This is a genomic window from Arthrobacter koreensis (assembly GCF_009193255.1).
Lineage (GTDB): Bacteria > Actinomycetota > Actinomycetes > Actinomycetales > Micrococcaceae > Arthrobacter_B > Arthrobacter_B koreensis.
On sequence record NZ_WACG01000003.1, the window covers coordinates 93,260 to 109,067 of the forward strand.

General features: G+C 65.0%; 15 protein-coding genes, 1 tRNA gene and 1 other RNA gene. 10 read left to right on the forward strand and 7 right to left on the reverse strand.

Annotated features, from left to right (window positions below; translation table 11 throughout):
• Positions 1-75 precede the first annotated feature (75 nt).
• Complete coding sequence (locus tag GD628_RS10375; protein WP_152274671.1) at positions 76-1,335, forward strand: glycosyltransferase family 87 protein; 1,260 nt, start codon at positions 76-78, stop codon at positions 1,333-1,335.
• Here GD628_RS10375 and mptB read toward each other — a convergent pair.
• Positions 1,298-2,836, reverse strand: coding sequence for a polyprenol phosphomannose-dependent alpha 1,6 mannosyltransferase MptB (gene mptB, locus GD628_RS10380; RefSeq protein WP_193313245.1), 1,539 nt, complete (start codon positions 2,834-2,836; stop codon positions 1,298-1,300). The two genes, GD628_RS10375 and mptB, sit on opposite strands and share 38 nt — an antisense overlap.
• A 305-nt stretch (positions 2,837-3,141) precedes the next feature.
• On the opposite strand from mptB, the gene GD628_RS10385 reads away from it, so the two are divergent.
• The 5 genes from GD628_RS10385 to GD628_RS10405 all read left to right on the forward strand — a co-directional run bounded on the left by GD628_RS10385 (position 3,142) and on the right by GD628_RS10405 (position 6,423).
• Complete coding sequence (locus GD628_RS10385) at positions 3,142-3,675, forward strand: hypothetical protein (RefSeq protein ID WP_152274672.1); 534 nt, start codon at positions 3,142-3,144, stop codon at positions 3,673-3,675.
• A gap of 37 nt (positions 3,676-3,712) precedes the next feature.
• Positions 3,713-4,330 carry an oligoribonuclease gene (orn, locus tag GD628_RS10390; RefSeq protein ID WP_091605825.1) on the forward strand — a complete coding sequence of 206 codons (618 nt, stop codon included), beginning with the start codon at positions 3,713-3,715 and terminating at the stop codon, positions 4,328-4,330.
• A 143-nt stretch (positions 4,331-4,473) separates the two neighbouring features.
• Positions 4,474-4,546, forward strand: a tRNA-His gene (locus tag GD628_RS10395).
• Between the two features lie 120 nt (positions 4,547-4,666).
• Positions 4,667-5,854: an acyl-CoA dehydrogenase family protein gene (locus tag GD628_RS10400; protein WP_152274673.1), complete on the forward strand. Its 1,188-nt coding sequence runs from the start codon at positions 4,667-4,669 to the stop codon at positions 5,852-5,854.
• On the forward strand, positions 5,851-6,423 hold the full coding sequence (locus tag GD628_RS10405; RefSeq protein ID WP_091604120.1) for a peptide deformylase: 573 nt from the start codon (positions 5,851-5,853) through the stop codon (positions 6,421-6,423). The genes GD628_RS10400 and GD628_RS10405 overlap by 4 nt, the downstream gene beginning before the upstream one ends.
• An 81-nt stretch (positions 6,424-6,504) precedes the next feature.
• Here GD628_RS10405 and GD628_RS10410 read toward each other — a convergent pair whose 3' ends face one another.
• From GD628_RS10410 to rnpB, 3 genes are all read right to left on the reverse strand, one after another.
• Complete coding sequence (locus GD628_RS10410; RefSeq protein WP_386887615.1) at positions 6,505-7,935, reverse strand: glyceraldehyde-3-phosphate dehydrogenase; 1,431 nt, start codon at positions 7,933-7,935, stop codon at positions 6,505-6,507.
• Between the two features lie 223 nt (positions 7,936-8,158).
• A complete protein-coding gene (locus GD628_RS10415; RefSeq protein WP_193313246.1) occupies positions 8,159-9,466 on the reverse strand; it encodes an MFS transporter in 1,308 nt (435 codons plus the stop codon).
• Positions 9,467-9,599: 133 nt separating this feature from the next.
• An RNA gene (gene rnpB / locus GD628_RS10420) (RNase P RNA component class A) lies at positions 9,600-9,984 on the reverse strand.
• 44 nt (positions 9,985-10,028) lie between these two features.
• On the opposite strand from rnpB, the gene GD628_RS10425 reads away from it, so the two are divergent.
• Positions 10,029-10,799 (forward strand): YaaA family protein, encoded by a 771-nt coding sequence (locus GD628_RS10425; protein WP_152274675.1) that lies wholly within the window; start codon positions 10,029-10,031, stop codon positions 10,797-10,799.
• Here the strand turns inward: GD628_RS10425 and GD628_RS10430 are convergent.
• From GD628_RS10430 to GD628_RS10440, 3 genes are all read right to left on the reverse strand, one after another.
• A complete protein-coding gene (locus GD628_RS10430) occupies positions 10,796-11,728 on the reverse strand; it encodes a reverse transcriptase-like protein (protein ID WP_152274676.1) in 933 nt (310 codons plus the stop codon). The genes GD628_RS10425 and GD628_RS10430 overlap by 4 nt on opposite strands.
• Before the next feature lie 33 nt (positions 11,729-11,761).
• Positions 11,762-12,502, reverse strand: coding sequence for a zinc ribbon domain-containing protein (locus GD628_RS10435; protein ID WP_152274677.1), 741 nt, complete (start codon positions 12,500-12,502; stop codon positions 11,762-11,764).
• A gap of 74 nt (positions 12,503-12,576) precedes the next feature.
• On the reverse strand, positions 12,577-13,497 hold the full coding sequence (locus GD628_RS10440) for a Nif3-like dinuclear metal center hexameric protein (RefSeq protein ID WP_152274678.1): 921 nt from the start codon (positions 13,495-13,497) through the stop codon (positions 12,577-12,579).
• A gap of 123 nt (positions 13,498-13,620) precedes the next feature.
• Here GD628_RS10440 and msrA point away from each other — a divergent pair, with 123 nt between their 5' ends.
• From msrA to epsC, 3 genes are all read left to right on the forward strand, one after another.
• Positions 13,621-14,145 (forward strand): peptide-methionine (S)-S-oxide reductase MsrA, encoded by a 525-nt coding sequence (gene msrA, locus GD628_RS10445; RefSeq protein WP_091604098.1) that lies wholly within the window; start codon positions 13,621-13,623, stop codon positions 14,143-14,145.
• Positions 14,146-14,229: 84 nt separating this feature from the next.
• On the forward strand, positions 14,230-15,165 hold the full coding sequence (gene cysK / locus GD628_RS10450) for a cysteine synthase A (protein ID WP_091604095.1): 936 nt from the start codon (positions 14,230-14,232) through the stop codon (positions 15,163-15,165).
• A gap of 46 nt (positions 15,166-15,211) precedes the next feature.
• On the forward strand, positions 15,212-15,796 hold the full coding sequence (gene epsC, locus GD628_RS10455; protein WP_152274679.1) for a serine O-acetyltransferase EpsC: 585 nt from the start codon (positions 15,212-15,214) through the stop codon (positions 15,794-15,796).
• Positions 15,797-15,808: the final 12 nt, after the last annotated feature.

Genomic DNA, 15,808 nt, shown 5'->3' on the forward strand with positions numbered 1-15,808 from the left:
GCCGCAGGTACCCTTATCGCTGGGGTGCGGCAGCCTGCGCGCCTCGGAATCCCCTGCTAAGGAGTACCACCGAGCATGTCGTCCATCCCCGTTGCCGGCCAGCCCAGCTACACGCGTTCCGGAGTCCTGTGGCTGACCTTCGCGGGTGTGCACCTGCTCTTTTTCGGCCTCCTTTCGCCATTGATCTTCACCGGCGAAGTGCTCAGCGATATCCAGTTCTACCGCCAGTGGGCTTTCGAAGGACTGCAGGACGGGCAATGGCAGGGAATCAGCACGGACTGGGTCTACCCCATCGGAGCGCTGGCCCCCATGCTGCTCGCGGCCGTCTTCGGGTACGGCCCCTACCAGTTCGCCTGGTTCCTCATCTTTACCGGACTCAATGCTGCCGCATTCGCCGTCCTCACCGCCGGGCGCACCCGGGTGCGCTGCATCGCTGCGTACTGGTGGCTGGGCATTACCGCACTGCTGGGGCCGGTAGCCATCGGGCGCATTGACGGCCTCACCGCTCCCCTGGTGATCATGGGCCTGCTGTGGCTTGCCACCCGCCCGGTCATCGCGTCCCTTCTGTTGTCTGCCGCCACCTGGATCAAGGTCTGGCCGGCTGCCGTGATCCTGGCCGTCCTGGCCGTATCGAAGCAGCGCCTGACGCTCCTGGCCACCGGCGCCGCCTTCTCTGCCGCAGTGGCGGCCGTCGTCGCCGCTGCCGGCGGGCTGCCGCACCTGTTGAGCTTCATGGGCGCCCAGGGCGACCGTGGAATGCAGCTGGAGGCACCCTTCACCACCCCCGGCCTCTGGCAGGCCATCCTGGGGCGGTCAGATGCCCACATCTACGAAGACACGGTCATCAATACCCGCGAAGTGCGGGGCGCCCTTGGAGAACCCGTTGCTGCGCTGATGACTCCGCTCCTCGCCCTGGCCGCCGTCGCCGTCGTGCTCCTGCTTGTCTGGGCGGTGAAGCGCGGAGCCGACGCGGGCGCGCTGCTGGCAGCCGGTTCGCTGGCCCTCGTCAGCGCGTTCATCGTCTTCAACAAGGTTGGCTCGCCCCAGTTCATGCTGTGGCTGGGCGCGGTAGTTGCCGTGGGCGTAGCCTGGGAAGGGCGCGCCTGGTGGCTGCCCGCTTCAATGATGATCGCCGTGGCAGCGCTGACCACGCTGGTCTACCCCGTGTTCTACGAGGCGCTGTACAACGACCTCAACGTTGCTGTGGCCGTCCTGCTGACGCTGCGGAACCTGCTCCTGATGGCCCTGCTGGCGTGGTCGCTCGGCAAGATCACTGCCCTGGCCCGTGCCGGGAAGATCAGCGAATCCGAAGTTCGCCCGGAACCGGCTCCGTAAGCTTCTTCCGGAACAGGACCTTCGTCTTCGGGTCCAGGAAGATCAGGTAGAGCGCAAAGGCGACGGCTGTCACAGCGGCAATCTGCCGAGCTGCGCTCAGGCTGAACTCGAAGTAGGGCCAGATGTCCAGCTGGTCGCTGATCGCGTAGACCATAAAGAAGGACACGAACAGGTACAGCGTCTTGACCTGCCAGTCATTGCGGATGCCGGTGACGGCAAACAGCGGAATCAGCCACACCACGTACCAGGACTGGATCATGGGGGCGAGCATGACAATCGCCGCGAATGCGAGGGCCAGGCGGCGGACCAGCCTGGAGTAGTCGCCCACGAACATCAGCCAGACGGCGACGGCGAGGGAAGCCAGGCGCCCGATGGTATGCACGACGTCGGCGAAGGACCAGCCGGGCAGCCCCAGCGAGTTACCCAGTGTGGCCACGACCAGGCCGACGAAGCCGACGGGCGCGTACCAGATCCAGACACTGCCGGGGGTGCTGAGCGCACCCACCCAGCCGAAGCCCAGCCCGTTCACGACGCCGAGAATGGCCAGCAGCCCCAGGGACAGCCCTGCGGTCATGAACCAGTACAGGAACTTCCGCGGCCACGAGGCTCCCTTGCCTGCCCACATCAGGCCGATGAACGGGAGGAAGATCAGGGTGATGGGCTTAATCCCCACGGACAGCGTGATGAGCACCGTCCCCAGGACGCCGCGCTTGTTTGCAGCGTAGTAGAGGCCGGCAAGGGCCAGGCCAATCATGAGCGCGTCGTTGTGGATGCTCGCAATGAAGTTGGTAAGGAAGAGCGGATTCGCTGCCGTGAGCCACAGCGCCCGGTTCGGGTTGATGCCGTGCAGCTCGGCGAGCTTGGGCACGTAGTAGATGCACATGGCCACGCCAATGAGGGCGATCAGCCGGAAAAGGAGGATGGAGAACTCGGTCTGTCCGCCGGTAATCCGCACCACGATCTCTTCGAGCCACAGGAAGATCGGCCCGTAGGGCGTGGGGCTCTGTGCCCAGAGGTCGTCCGCCCCCAGCTGGAGGTAGTTGGAGATCTGGGAATAGCCGTCTTTATAGGGGTTCAGGCCGCTAACCATGACCAAGCCCTGGGCAATGTAGGCAAAGACGTCGCGGCTAAAGAGCGGCAGCGTGAGGCACATCGGTCCGCCCCAGGCCAGGATGGCCTTGAGCACGTAAGGGCGTGACTGCGGCCCCCAATCTCCAATCCGCTGCCCGAAGCGCAGCCAGGAGCGCACCAGCAGCATGCCGCCCAGAGCCAGCAGGAGCACGGAAATCACCGCACCGGCGGGCTCGAAGCGAAGCCACATAATGAACTCGATACGGCGCAGCTCATAAGAGGATAGAGAGAGCCAGCCGACCCCGAAGGAGCCGGCAAGCATCATCACTGAGCCGATAAACCCATGGATGATCGCGACGTTGGGATGGTCGGTTTTCGTGCTCTCCGTTTCGGGAGACGAAGGCTCGGTCGCAGGGACCTGGGCGGTCATCGTGGGTCGTTCCAATCTCTGGTTCGTACGGCGGGTCCCAGCGAACGGGCACCAGGTTCGAAAGCAAACGCCTCCTCGGGCGGACGCAGGCGCCAGCCGCGGCGAAACCTTCCGGGCCCGGATTCCCTGTGCGGGGGCGGGTCAGGGCGGCTTCGTCAGGCCAAATATTAGCATCGCGACATGTGCATGCCCTCTGACGCGGCGCGCTGCGCGGCCAGTGGGGCGCGGCTCACATAGACTGTCTGGGTTGGATCGGACGAGGCAAGGCGGGACGGGCTGTGGGGCGCCACCGGGCAGAACCAGAAGTGAGGCGGCGCGGTCAGCGCGCCGCAAACCGGCCGGGCAGCGCACGCCGCAGCCCCGAGCTCCTCGGCTGGGGGCTGTTCATCTCCGCAACCACCCTGGCATCGCTGCTGTGGGCCCGCATCCCTGTGCCTGTCGCCGTCGGCACCTCGGCGTTTGTCCTCGCTGCCTTCGGCACGGCCTGGTACGCCTCACGGGTCCCGGCACTTCCGGAACGTGTCGGCGCGGCTGCTGCGCCGAGGCCTCAATCTACGGCGCCCGCCGCGGACCGCCGGCGAAGCATAGGTGCGCCGGGCGCACCGGAGCATCCACTGGCCCCCGCCGTTCCCCTGGCTCCGGGCGCGGCCCGGGGATTCCTGAGTGCCCCAGTCCCCGGCGGGACCGGCTCGCAGGCCAGCCGCTGGACCCGCACCTTCGGCCCACCGGAAACAGGGTCCCTGCCCCTGCAGCCTTACGTACCCGTTGCCGGGAAGCCGGTCCAGACTGCGGATTCCGATCGCCACGACCGTCGGCAGCGAAGCCACTCGAGCCTTTAGCCAGCAGCGGTCCGGCGCCGCGGGGTACATTTATCCCGTGCCAATAACAAATGAACGCATTGTCTGGATCGACTGTGAAATGACCGGGCTGGACATCAGCGCCGACGCCTTGATCGAGGTTGCTGTGCTGGTGACGGACTCCGAGCTGAATATCCTCGGCGACGGCGTCGACGTCGTCATCAAGCCGGAAGACTCCGCCCTGGAACAGATGGGCGACTTCGTCCGCCAGATGCACACCACTTCCAAGCTCCTGGATGAACTGCCCGGCGGCATGACCCTGGCGGAGGCCGAGGCCGAAGTCATTGAGTACATCACCAAGTGGGTACCCGAACCGAAGAAGGCCCAGCTGGCGGGCAACTCGGTGGGAACAGACCGGATGTTCCTGGCACGCGACATGCCGGAGGTCATCGACTACCTGCACTACCGCATCATCGATGTCTCCACCATCAAGGAACTTGCACGGCGCTGGTACCCGCGTGCCTACTTCCAGTCTCCTGCCAAGAACGGAGGCCACCGCGCCCTGGGGGATATCCAGGACTCCATTAACGAGCTGCGGTACTACCGTGAAGCGATCTTCGTTCCGGCGCCGGGACCGGACTCGGCTGCGTCGAAAAAGATCGCAGCCCAGGTCACCGAATCGGCTGCCGAAAGTTAGCTGCATCACTTTTGGGCCGCTGCGGCGCACTTGTGTCAAAAGCACCCAAAAAACCGTGTAAGCTTGTATCCGCTGCCTCAGATAAATGAGTTTGCAAAGACCACTCGCCTGGACTTTGGAAATGAATAATCTGAGTGCACATGGTGGGTATAGCTCAGTTGGCAGAGCGCCTGGTTGTGGTCCAGGAGGTCGCGGGTTCAACCCCCGTTACTCACCCGGAAGAGGCTGGTTTCCAGCTTCACAAAGACCGCCTCGGATTTTTCCGGGGCGGTCTTTTACGTATCCCCCCAGCTGACTCGACGCGCACGGGCAGGACAGAACTTAGGAGGCGCCGCGTTGGAACGCACGCTTTTCGATGAGGACCACGGGCTTTTCCGTGAACTCGCCCGCGAATTCAACCAGCGGGAAGTGGCTCCGGGGTATTCCGGCTGGGAAACAGACCACCGGATGCCGCGGCGGCTGTGGAAGTCCGCCGGCGAGCAGGGCCTGCTGGGCCTTGCCGTGCCGGAGGAGTTCGGTGGAGCAGGCATGCCTGACTACCGTTACCGCGTGGTCATGGATGAGGAGTTCGCGCGCGCCAACCACCTCGCCGTCGGGCTGGCCTTCCACCTGCACGACGACATGGTGCTCCCCCATCTCCTGGCTTACGGTTCGGAGGACCTCAAGGAGCGCTGGCTCCCCCAAATGGTCAGCGGAGACATCGTGACGTCCGTGGCGTGGACTGAGCCCGGCGCGGGAAGCGATCTCCGGGGCATCCGCACCAAAGCCGTCCGCAACGCAGACGGCGACTGGCTCCTCAACGGCCAGAAAACCTTCATCGGCAACGGAATCACCGGTGACGCGGCCCTCGTCCTGGCACGGACCGACGGCGGTACCGGCCGCGGAGGGGCACGCTCCTTCAGCATGTTCATGGTGGAGAAGACCTCCGGCTATTCAACCGGCCGCCAGCTCGACAAGATGGGCCTCAAAGCCTCGGACACTGCCGAACTGTTTTTCGATGACGTTGTAATCCCCGCCGGCAACCTGGTGGGCGAGGAGGGGCGCGGACTTGAATATGCCGCCGGACAGCTCCCCCAGGGCCGGTTGGCCATCGCCGTCGCGTCCTCCGCCGTGGCGCGGAGCGTCTACGACGCCACCGCCTTGTACACGGCGGAGCGGGGGGCCTTCGGCGCCAGGATCAGTGACTTCCAGAACACGCGCTTTGAACTGGCGGACATCCTGACCGAAGTGGAAGTCACCGAAGCGTATGTGGACTCGGCCGTGCGGGCATTCAACCACGGCACCCTGGATGCAGTCTCGGCAGCCAAGGCCAAGCTCTGGGCATCTGAACGGGCCAAATCCGTGACCGACCGCTGCCTCCAGCTGCACGGCGGCTACGGTTACATCATGGAATACCCGGTGGCGCAGGCCTTCCTGGCTGCCCGTTTACTCACGATCTTCGGCGGAACCTCCGAAATCATGCGTGAAGTTATTGGCCGCAGCATCACTCCCCCTTTGCCCCAGCACGGAAAGCAGAACCCATGACCGTCCGCCCTATCACCATCTACGGGGAACCCGTCCTCCACCGCCGGGCAGCGGAGGTGACGGAGTTTGACGATGCACTGCGCACGCTCGTTGCCGACATGTACGAAACGATGGACGTCGCCAACGGCGTGGGCCTCGCTGCACCCCAGGTGGGTGTGGGCCTGCGGATCTTCACCTTTGACTACCCTAACGACGACGACGCTCCGGACCGCGGCGTCGTGGTCAATCCGGTGCTGACAACGTCCAAGGTGCCCGGCTCCGCGCCGGACCCTGACGACGACACCGAAGGCTGCCTGTCCGTGCCGGGTGAGAACTTTCCGCTGACCCGTGCGGACTGGGCCAGGGTCACCGGCTTCGATGAGACGGGATCGCCCGTTCAGTTCGAGGCCACCGGATGGTTTGCGCGCGTCCTGCAGCATGAATATGACCATTTGGACGGCAAGCTCTACGTTGACCGGCTGAACGAACGCTGGGGACGCAAGGCCCGCAAGGTCCTGAAGAACAACGGCTGGAACGTCCCGGGACTCACCTGGATGCCAGGCGTCGATCCGGATCCGTTCGGCCACTAGTTACGCCGCCGACATACAGCCTGCACAGCAAAACGCCCCGCCGGCAGAACCGGCGGGGCGTTTTGCTGTGCAGGAACTCCGCTACACGCTAGCGACGAGTTCTTCGGCCCGCGGGAACGCCGGCGGGTTCACGTGCGCCATCTCTTCGAGCACGCGGATCACCTGGCAGCTGTAGCCGTACTCGTTGTCATACCAGACGTAGAGGATGGCGTTCTTGCCGTTGGAGATCGTGGCCAGCCCATCCACGATCCCGGCGCGCTTGGAGCCTACGAAGTCGGTCGAAACAACCTCAGGGGAATCGATGTAGTCGATCTGCTTGTGCAGCTCCGAGTTCAGCGAGGTCTCCCGGAGGAAGGTGTTCAGTTCTTCCTTGGTGGTCCCGGTTTCGAGGTTCACGTTCAGGATGGCCATGGATACGTCCGGGGTGGGGACACGGATGGCGTTGCCGCTGAGCTTGCCGGCGAGTTCCGGAAGGGCCTTGGCCACGGCCTTGGCGGCACCGGTCTCCGTGATGACCATGTTCAGCGCGGCAGAGCGTCCGCGGCGGTCGCCCTTGTGGAAGTTGTCGATGAGGTTCTGGTCATTGGTGAAGGAGTGGACTGTCTCCACATGGCCGTTGACGATCCCGAACTTGTCGTTGAGCACCTTCAGCACGGGAGTGATGGCGTTGGTGGTGCAGGACGCTGCGGAGAGGATCTTGTCTTCGTCGGTAATGGACTGGTGGTTGATGCCGTGGACAATGTTCTTCAGGTCGCCCTTGCCCGGTGCGGTCAGGAGTACCCGGGAAACGCCCTTGGCGCTCAGGTGCTGGGCCAGTCCGTCCGCGTCGCGCCAGCGGCCGGTGTTGTCCACCACGATCGCGTCCTTGATGCCGTACTCCGTGTAGTCGACCGCAGCCGGGTCGTTGGAATAGATGACCTGGATCAGGGTTCCGTTGGCGAGGATGGTGTTCGTTTCCTCATCGACGGTGATGGTGCCGGGGAAGGCGCCGTGCACCGAGTCGCGGCGCAGCAGGCTGGCGCGCTTGACCAGGTCATTTTCGGCACCCTTGCGCACCACGATCGCCCGGAGGCGCAGCCCATGCCCGCCGCCTTCGTGGTCGATCAGGATCCGCGCCAGCAGGCGGCCGATCCGGCCAAAGCCATAAAGGACTACATCGGTGCTGGTCCGCTCGTCCGCGCCATGCTTGCCGGCAACCTCCGAGAGTTCGTCCCGCAGGAAGTCCACGAGCGGCGCACCGTTGCCTTCGCGCTGGTACTTGGCGTTCATCCGGGCCAGGTCCACTGACGCCGCTCCGAGCTCAAGTTCGGTGAGGGCCTTCAGGATCGGCAGGGTTTCGGAAACCGGCAGCTCGACGTCGTCAATCTGGCGGGCGAACCGGTGCGCCTTCAGAATGTCGATGACTGAGCGGTTGACCAGCGGACGGCCGTGAACCGAGGTAACAACGCTGTTCTCCCGGTAGAGCCGGCCAATGAGCGGGATCATGGCTTCTGCCATAGCCTCCCTGTCCATCCACGCATCCAGGCAGGTATCGGACTTCTGGCTCACAGATCTTCACATCCTTTGTCTCAGCCGGCACTGCTTTGTGACCGGTTGGTAAGTCCTCCGGCGCCGGTGCCGGAGCAAGCCCGCTTGGGCCGTGTCTTGATGCTCCGCGGCGCTGGACACGGCCGCGAAACACTTACAAGTGTATTAGGCCACAGACCAACCTCAGGACGGGGATGGGAGATGTTCATCACAGCGTGGACTGCTCCTGGGCCGGCCTCCCGGGCTGCGCTGCGTCTGCAGGAGCCGGTTCGAGGTCCTCGAGGTGCCGGACGCCCCTCAGCGGTCCTCGCGAGGCAATAAACGGCGCCAGCACCGCGATGAGGATCCCGACGACGATACCGCCGCGCACTCCGATGGTGGTGGCAAGCACCCCGGCCAGGAGCGAAGCCACCGCCAGCATCCCCCAGCTCACCATCCTGGTGGCGGATCCCAGGCGCCCCATCATGTCCGGGGGACAAACCCGCTGCCGGAAACTTGTTGAAACCACAATGTTCATGGAGATGGCCAGCCCCGTCAGGAACATGCCGAAGAAGCCGGGCAGCATCCCCCAGCCGGGAGTCATCAGCAGCAGTGCGGCATATCCGGCTGCTGCCGGGAACATCGAGTACCGCCACACCACTCCCGAACCGAAGCGGTCGGCGAGCCGCTTCACGGTGAGTCCGCCCAGGGTGCCGCCCACCGCCGTCGCCGCCATCAGGAATCCGAGCCATGTTCCGTTCTCCCCCAGTGTGCGCACCACCAGCAGGACGATCAGGGACACAACAATGTTTCCCCCGAGGTTCCACAGCGCCGCCACGAGCAGCAGCACCCGCAGCGGAGTGGTACTGAGCGAGTAGCTCAAGCCGGATTTCATCTCCCGCCAGATGTGGCGCTTCTCGGAAGCGTCCGGGACGGCCTCTTCCACCTTGAGTCCAAGGATGGCAATGAAAGAGGCAACAGATGCGCCCAGCTGCACGAGGAGGGAATTCGACGCCCCCACGGCCTGGGTCATCCAGCCTCCCAGCCCGCGTCCGACGGCGTCGGCGGACGCACCCGAGCCGGTCATCAGCCCGTTGCCCTCAATAAGCTCATCCTTCGTGACCGCCCGCGGAATCAGGGCTGCTTCGGCGAGCGTGAAGTACACGGCCGCAAGTCCCGCCAGGAACGAAACGATGAACAGCTGCGCCGTGGTGAGCACGCCCATCCAATAGGCGATGGGAAGCGTTGCGAGCAGGACAATGCGGGCCACGAGCGAGAGCAGGATGACGGGACGGCGCCGGCGGCGGTCCACCACAACGCCAACCGGCAGGCCGAACAGGAGCCAGGGCAGGAACACCATCCCGGAGAGCGCCGCAACGGCGAAGTCGCTGGCCCCGAGTTCCACCGCCGCGATGACGGGCAGGACCACAGCGGTCACCGAGCCGCCCAGGATACCCATGGTGGAGGAAACCCAGAGTGCCCGGAAATTGGCGTTGCGCACCACGAGGTGCCGGCCGGGCGCGGGATGCGTGATCATCGACACAGAATAGCCGAGGTTCATGCAGGTGCATGACGCGCCCTACCGGTAGAAATAAGTCAGCCGAAATTCCCCTGGAACGCCTCAAGCTGCTTGTACGCGCAACAAGGGGTGTACATAATGCGCGGTGGGCGGGACGGGCTGGCCGATAAGCCGGGTTTTGTACCTGCGTACCGTTACCGGCGGTGCAGGCGGCAATCATCCATCTCCGGAAACCGTTACCGGTTTCCTCCAGCGGCCTACCCGGATGCTCGGGCGGGCAGCCCTCAAACGCACCCTGTATGGCCTTGCTCCGAGTGGGGTTTACCTAGCTGCCCCGGTCACCCGGGGCACTGGTGGTCTCTTACACCACCGTTTCACCCTTACCCGCGGATAAACGCGGGCGGTCTGTTTTCTGTGGCACTGGCCTGCGGGTTTCCCCGAGTGGGCGTTACCCACCACCCTGCCCTGCGGAGCCCGGACTTTCCTCGGCAGGTCCGGTCCAAAGACCGTCCTGACGCGATTGCCTGGCCAACCCGTCCCGCGGTCAATGCTACCTGCCGCAGGACCTTACGATTAATCAGTGCTGATCCTCCTGCCCCCTTCCGAAGGCAAGACCCGCCCGCCGGCGGGTCCGACCCTGAACACTGACTCCCTGCACTTTCCGGAGCTGGCCGCGGCCCGTAAGGAAGTCCTCGCCGCCCTCATGGAGGCCAGTGCCGCCCCGGACGCGCATGCAGTACTGGGCGTCGGCGCTTCCCTCGCTGAGGAAGTGCGCCGCAACACTGTCCTGGAGAGCGAACCCTGCGCACCGGCGCACCGAATCTACTCCGGAGTGCTCTACGACGCCCTGGGCTACACGACCCTCACCCCTGCCCAGCAGGACTCTGCCGAGAAAGCCGTCGTTGTCATTTCTGCGCTGTGGGGCGCCATCGGTTTTGGCGACGCCATCCCGGCTTACCGGCTCTCCATGGGCACGAGCCTTCCGGGCTGCGGACGGCTGGCTGCCTTTTGGAAGGCCGCGCTGGCGGACCCGCTGGGGCGACATGCCGAAGGCCGGCTGGTAGTGGACTGCCGTTCCAGCACGTATGCCGCTGCGTGGCAGCCACCGCAGCAGGACACCGCAGCCGTTAACGTCTTCCAGATCCGGAATGGTGAACGCAAGGTGGTGTCCCACTTTGCCAAGCACACCCGTGGAGAACTGGCGCGGCACCTGCTCACCCGTTCAGGGACTGCCCCGTCGTCCGCTGAGGAACTCCGTGACGCCGCTGCGGAGAAGTGGGAGGCGGAACTGGTACCGCCCGCGGGCCGCAAGCCCTACCAGCTCAACCTGATCCTTCCGGAAGACCACTAGGGCCGGTCGGCCACCAGTTCGACTTCGAACCCGTCCCCGTTTTCAAGGTAGGCAGCGTAGTGACCCGGTCCCCCGGCGTGCGGGTGCCGGTCCTGGAACATCAGTGTCCAGCCATGGCTGGCAGCACGGCGGACCAGCAGATCAACTTCCGCGGCCGTTCCGGCACCGAAGGCCAGGTGGTTCAGGCCCGGACGGCGGCGCTCGTGTTCGCCGGGAACGACGTCGGGTCCCGCCTCGATGACGATATGTCCTCCGGTTCCCGTCCAGCTGGCGCCGGTTTTCCAGGAGTCCGTACGCACGAATCCGAGTCGTTCAAGCAGCCAGCCGATGCTGGTTTCGGCTCGGGGAAAGTCCCGCACCCAGATCTCCACGTGGTGCAGGCGTCCGGTCGGTACGGGCTCCGGCGCTGCCAGCGCCGACGACGCGTCGTCCGCACCGGTTCCAGTTCCGGAACCGGTGTCCGCGGCGCCGGGAAGCTGCCGCCCCTTCCACGGGACACCGGCGATCCCTGCGTCCATGGCTTCGTTTGACAGCCGGTCCGCGTCCTTATTAATTTCCCGCGGTATCCACTGGTACTTCACACGGCGCGGGTCGACGACGGAGCGGGCTTTGCGGGCCAGTCGCTGCATGTCTTCGTGCTTGATCTTCCAGCGGCCGCTCATCTGCTCAACCACCAGCTTGGAGTCCATCTTGGCCAGGATCCAGGCGTCCGGGTCGATCTCATGTGCCAGTTCGAGGGCAGCGATTAATCCTGAATACTCGGCAACGTTGTTAGACGCAATGCCCAGGTACTCTGCTTTTTCCACCAGGATCTGGTTCGTTTCGGGATCACGCACCAGGGCACCGTAGCCGGCATGGCCGGGATTCCCGCGGGAGCCGCCGTCGGCCTCTACGATAAGGGTCCGCCGGGCACCCGCCGGTGCGGACACTGGCGTGTCCGAAGGGTCAAACAGGGTCACCGCTTAGCTGCCCCACTCCGATGAACGGACCAGAATGCACCCGGAGTCCGGGCAGAAGACGATGTCGTCTTCGGCTGCCCTGCGGATATCCGCAAGGTCGCCGGGGCTCAGCTGCATGCCGGAGCCTTCGGAGGTGCCGTGGAACAGCCGGGCTGCGCCGATTCCGTGGCGGGCCAGGGTCCGTTCGTAGACGGCGAGCAGATCCGGGGCGAAGCGCCCCGCCAGCTCGGTGCGCTGGCGCTGGGTTTCTGCACGCTCGGCTTCGATTTCCGCCAGCTCGGCGTCGCGCTTTGCTTCCAGGTCCGCAAGCTCAGCCTCGGCGGACACGGCCTCGGCGCGCCGCTCCGCTTCGGTCCCCCGGACAGCTTCGAGCCGCTCCATGACTTCGAGTTCGGTGTCTTCCAGGTCCGACCGGCGGCGGCTGAGCGACTCGATCTCACTCTGCAGGGCGGTCAGTTCCTTTGAACCGCCGGATCCGCTGTCCAGGTGCTTCTGGTCCCGCTCCAGGCGGGCGGTTACGGAGGCAACGTCCGCTTCGGCGCGGGCAAGCTCACGCTCAATATCGGCGCTCTGGGTCGCGGCTGTACCGAGAGCGGAACGCGCGGCGGCGGCCTTGGCGGCAAGGGCCTTGAGGTCGGGGTTTTCGCGGACGCTGCGGGCCCGCGAATCCAGCTGCCTCATCTTGGAATCCAACGCCTGCAGGTCGAGCAGCCGAAGCTGTTCGGCCGGTGATGCTTTTGCCACCAAATACCTCCACATATTCCGCTTGCCTGACTGGTGCGGCTTTCCTAGCCTATGCCACTGGCAGGCGTGATTGCCTAGCCAGGAGTGAGGATAAAGTCCCACGGGTCGGTGTTGCGCGTACTGACCCGGGTCTCCACACTGAACCCCTGGTCCGCAAGCACATTCTCCAGGGCACCCGCAGCGGGGGTCAGCCACAGCCACTCGCTGCCAAAGTGGGAGACATCAATCAGGTAGGGCCGGCCGTTGACCGCAGCTTCACGGGCTTCCGAGGCAGGATGATGGCGCAGGTCCGCGGTCACGTAAACGTCTGCCTGTTGTTCCCGGACAGCGCCGAAGAGGCTGTCCCCCGCCCCGCCGCACACAGCGACGCGCCGCACGAGCCCCTGCGGGTCTCCGGCCACGCGCACCCCGCCGGCAACGGCCGGCATGATGCTGAAGACCAGCTCGGCAAATTCGGCCAGGGTGGCGACCTCCGGAAGGTTGCCCACCCTGCCGATGCCTTCTTCCGGAAGGCCGTTGGCTGCAGGGGCCAGCGGAACGGTGTCCTGCAGGCCGAACGCGTCGGCGAGGACGTCGGAGACACCCCCGACGGCGCTGTCACCGTTGGTATGGGCTGTCACCAGGGCGCAGCCGCCTTCGATCAGCCGGTGCACGGCATCTCCCTTGAAACCCGTGCCGGCTACCGAATGCACGGGCTTGAGCAGCAGGGGGTGGTGCGTAATGAGCAGGTCTGCCCCCCACTCCAGGGCTTCATCGATAACCTCGTGCGTGGGGTCCACCGCAAACAGGATCCGTTCCACGCTGCGCTCGGGGCGGCCGGCAACGATGCCTACAGCATCCCAGTCCTCTGCGAGGGACTCGGGCCAGAGTTCCTCGACAGCCAGGAGCACGTCGCCGAGCCGGGCCTGCGCCGCCTCCTGTCCGGATTCACTGCCGCCTGCCCCGGCCGGTTCTTCGGCGCTGTCCCGGGCGTCTGGATTGCTTGGGGTTTCCATAGCAATAGTTCTACCGCACCGGCACCGCTGCCGGGTAAGGGAACACGGTGCTCCCGCGGGGGCGCCGCGGCGGAGGATTGCGGGCAGGGAATCTTTGCAGCGCGCGGAGGCTTATACATTGGCATGAAGACCTATGTTCTCGGCGGAGGCTGCTTTTGGTGCCTCGACGCCATCTACCAGAAGACCCGCGGCGTGAGCAGCGTCGTTTCCGGCTACACCGGCGGGTTTACAGCGCACCCGGACTATGAGAGCGTCTGCTCCGGCATCACCGGCCACGCCGAGGTTGTGGAAGTGACCTTTGACGAGGACGTTGTTCCCGCGGAGGTCATCCTGGACATGTTCTTCATCTCCCACGACCCGACCACCCTGAACCGCCAGGGCTACGACGTCGGCACGCAGTACCGTTCCTCGATGTTCTACCGGACCGAAGAGGAACGCGAAGAGATGGAGAAGGCGCGGGACCGTGCCCAGGCACTGTGGAGCGACCCGATCGTGACCGAGATTACCCGGCTGCCCGTGTTCCACCGCGCGGAGGAGTACCACCAGGATTTCTATGCGAAGCACCCGGAGCAGGGCTATTGCCAGGTGATCATTAATCCCAAGCTTGCCAAGGCCCGGAAATATTACGCCGAATGGCTTGACAACTGACCCTATGAATGCGTGCGGATACGCTTGAGGAAGAAAGCGTTCCGCATCCGGTTCACAGGCTCCGACGAACAGAGGACACACACCATGGCACGAATTTACGACGACGTCACCCAGCTGGTCGGCGGCACCCCGCTGGTCCGCCTGAACCGCCTCACCGAGGGCCTGCCCGGCGACGTCGCAGTCAAGCTCGAGTTCTACAACCCCGCCAACTCGGTCAAGGACCGCATTGGCGTGGCAATCGTCGATGCTGCCGAGAAGGCCGGCGCGCTGCGGCCGGGCGGCACGATCGTCGAAGGCACCTCGGGTAACACGGGGATCGCCCTTGCCATGGTGGGCGCTGCCCGCGGCTACAAGGTCATCCTGACCATGCCGGAAACCATGTCCACCGAGCGCCGGGTCATGCTGCGCGCCTTCGGTGCGGAGATTGTCCTGACCCCCGGAGCGGACGGCATGCGCGGTGCCGTGGAAAAGGCCAAGGAAATCGTGGCCACCACGGACAACGCCATCTGGGCACAGCAGTTCGCCAACGCAGCAAACGCGCAGATCCACCGCACCACCACGGCCGAGGAGATCTGGGCCGATACCGACGGCAAGGTGGACATCTTCGTGGCCGGCGTGGGCACCGGCGGCACCGTGACCGGTGTTGGCCAGGTCCTCAAGGAGCGCAAGCCGGGCGTGCAGATCGTGGCGGTCGAGCCGAAGGACTCCGCCATCCTTAACGGAGGCTCCCCCGGACCGCACAAGATCCAGGGCATCGGCGCCAACTTCATCCCTGAGATCCTGGACACTGAGATCTACGATGAGGTCTTTGATGCCTCCATCGAGGACTCTGTTGCCACTGCGCGTGCGCTGGGCACCAAGGAGGGAATCCTGGGAGGCATTTCCTCCGGTGCCATTGTCTGGGCGGCCCTTGAGCTCGCCAAGCGCCCGGAAAACGCCGGTAAGCTGATCGTGGCCGTTGTCTGTGACTTCGGAGAACGCTACATCTCCACCGTTCTCTACGACGACATCCGCGGCTAGCCAGCCCCGCCTGCGACGGCGGGTACCCCAAAGCAGAAAGTCACCCGTGAGTTTCCTGTCCCGCCTTCGCGAAGACCTCACCGCCGCCGCGTCCCATGACCCGGCGGCGCGCGGTTCCCTCGAGAACCTCATTGTCTACTCCGGACTGCACGCCATCTGGATCCACCGCCTGACCCACCGGATGTGGGCCAACCCGGCACTGCGTTTCCCGGCACGCGCACTCTCGCAGTTCGCGCGTTTCGCCACGGGCATCGAGATCCATCCGGGCGCCACCATCGGCCGGCGCTTCTTCATCGACCACGGCATGGGAGTGGTCATCGGGGAGACAGCGGAAATCGGCGACGACGTCATGCTCTACCACGGGGTGACCCTCGGCGGACGGTCCCTGGCCAGGGTGAAGCGGCACCCCACCCTGTGCAACGGCGTTGTCGTCGGCGCCGGCGCGAAGATCCTGGGGCCGGTAACCATCGGCGCCAACAGCGCGGTGGGTGCCAACGCCGTCGTGGTCAAGGACGCGCCTGCGGACTCGATCATCACCGGTATTCCCGCGACGTGGCGGCACCGTGACGCCAAGATGAACCAGCCTGCCGTTGACCCGGCGGAGTACGTGGATCCGGCGATCTACATCTAGCTACAAAAGCGA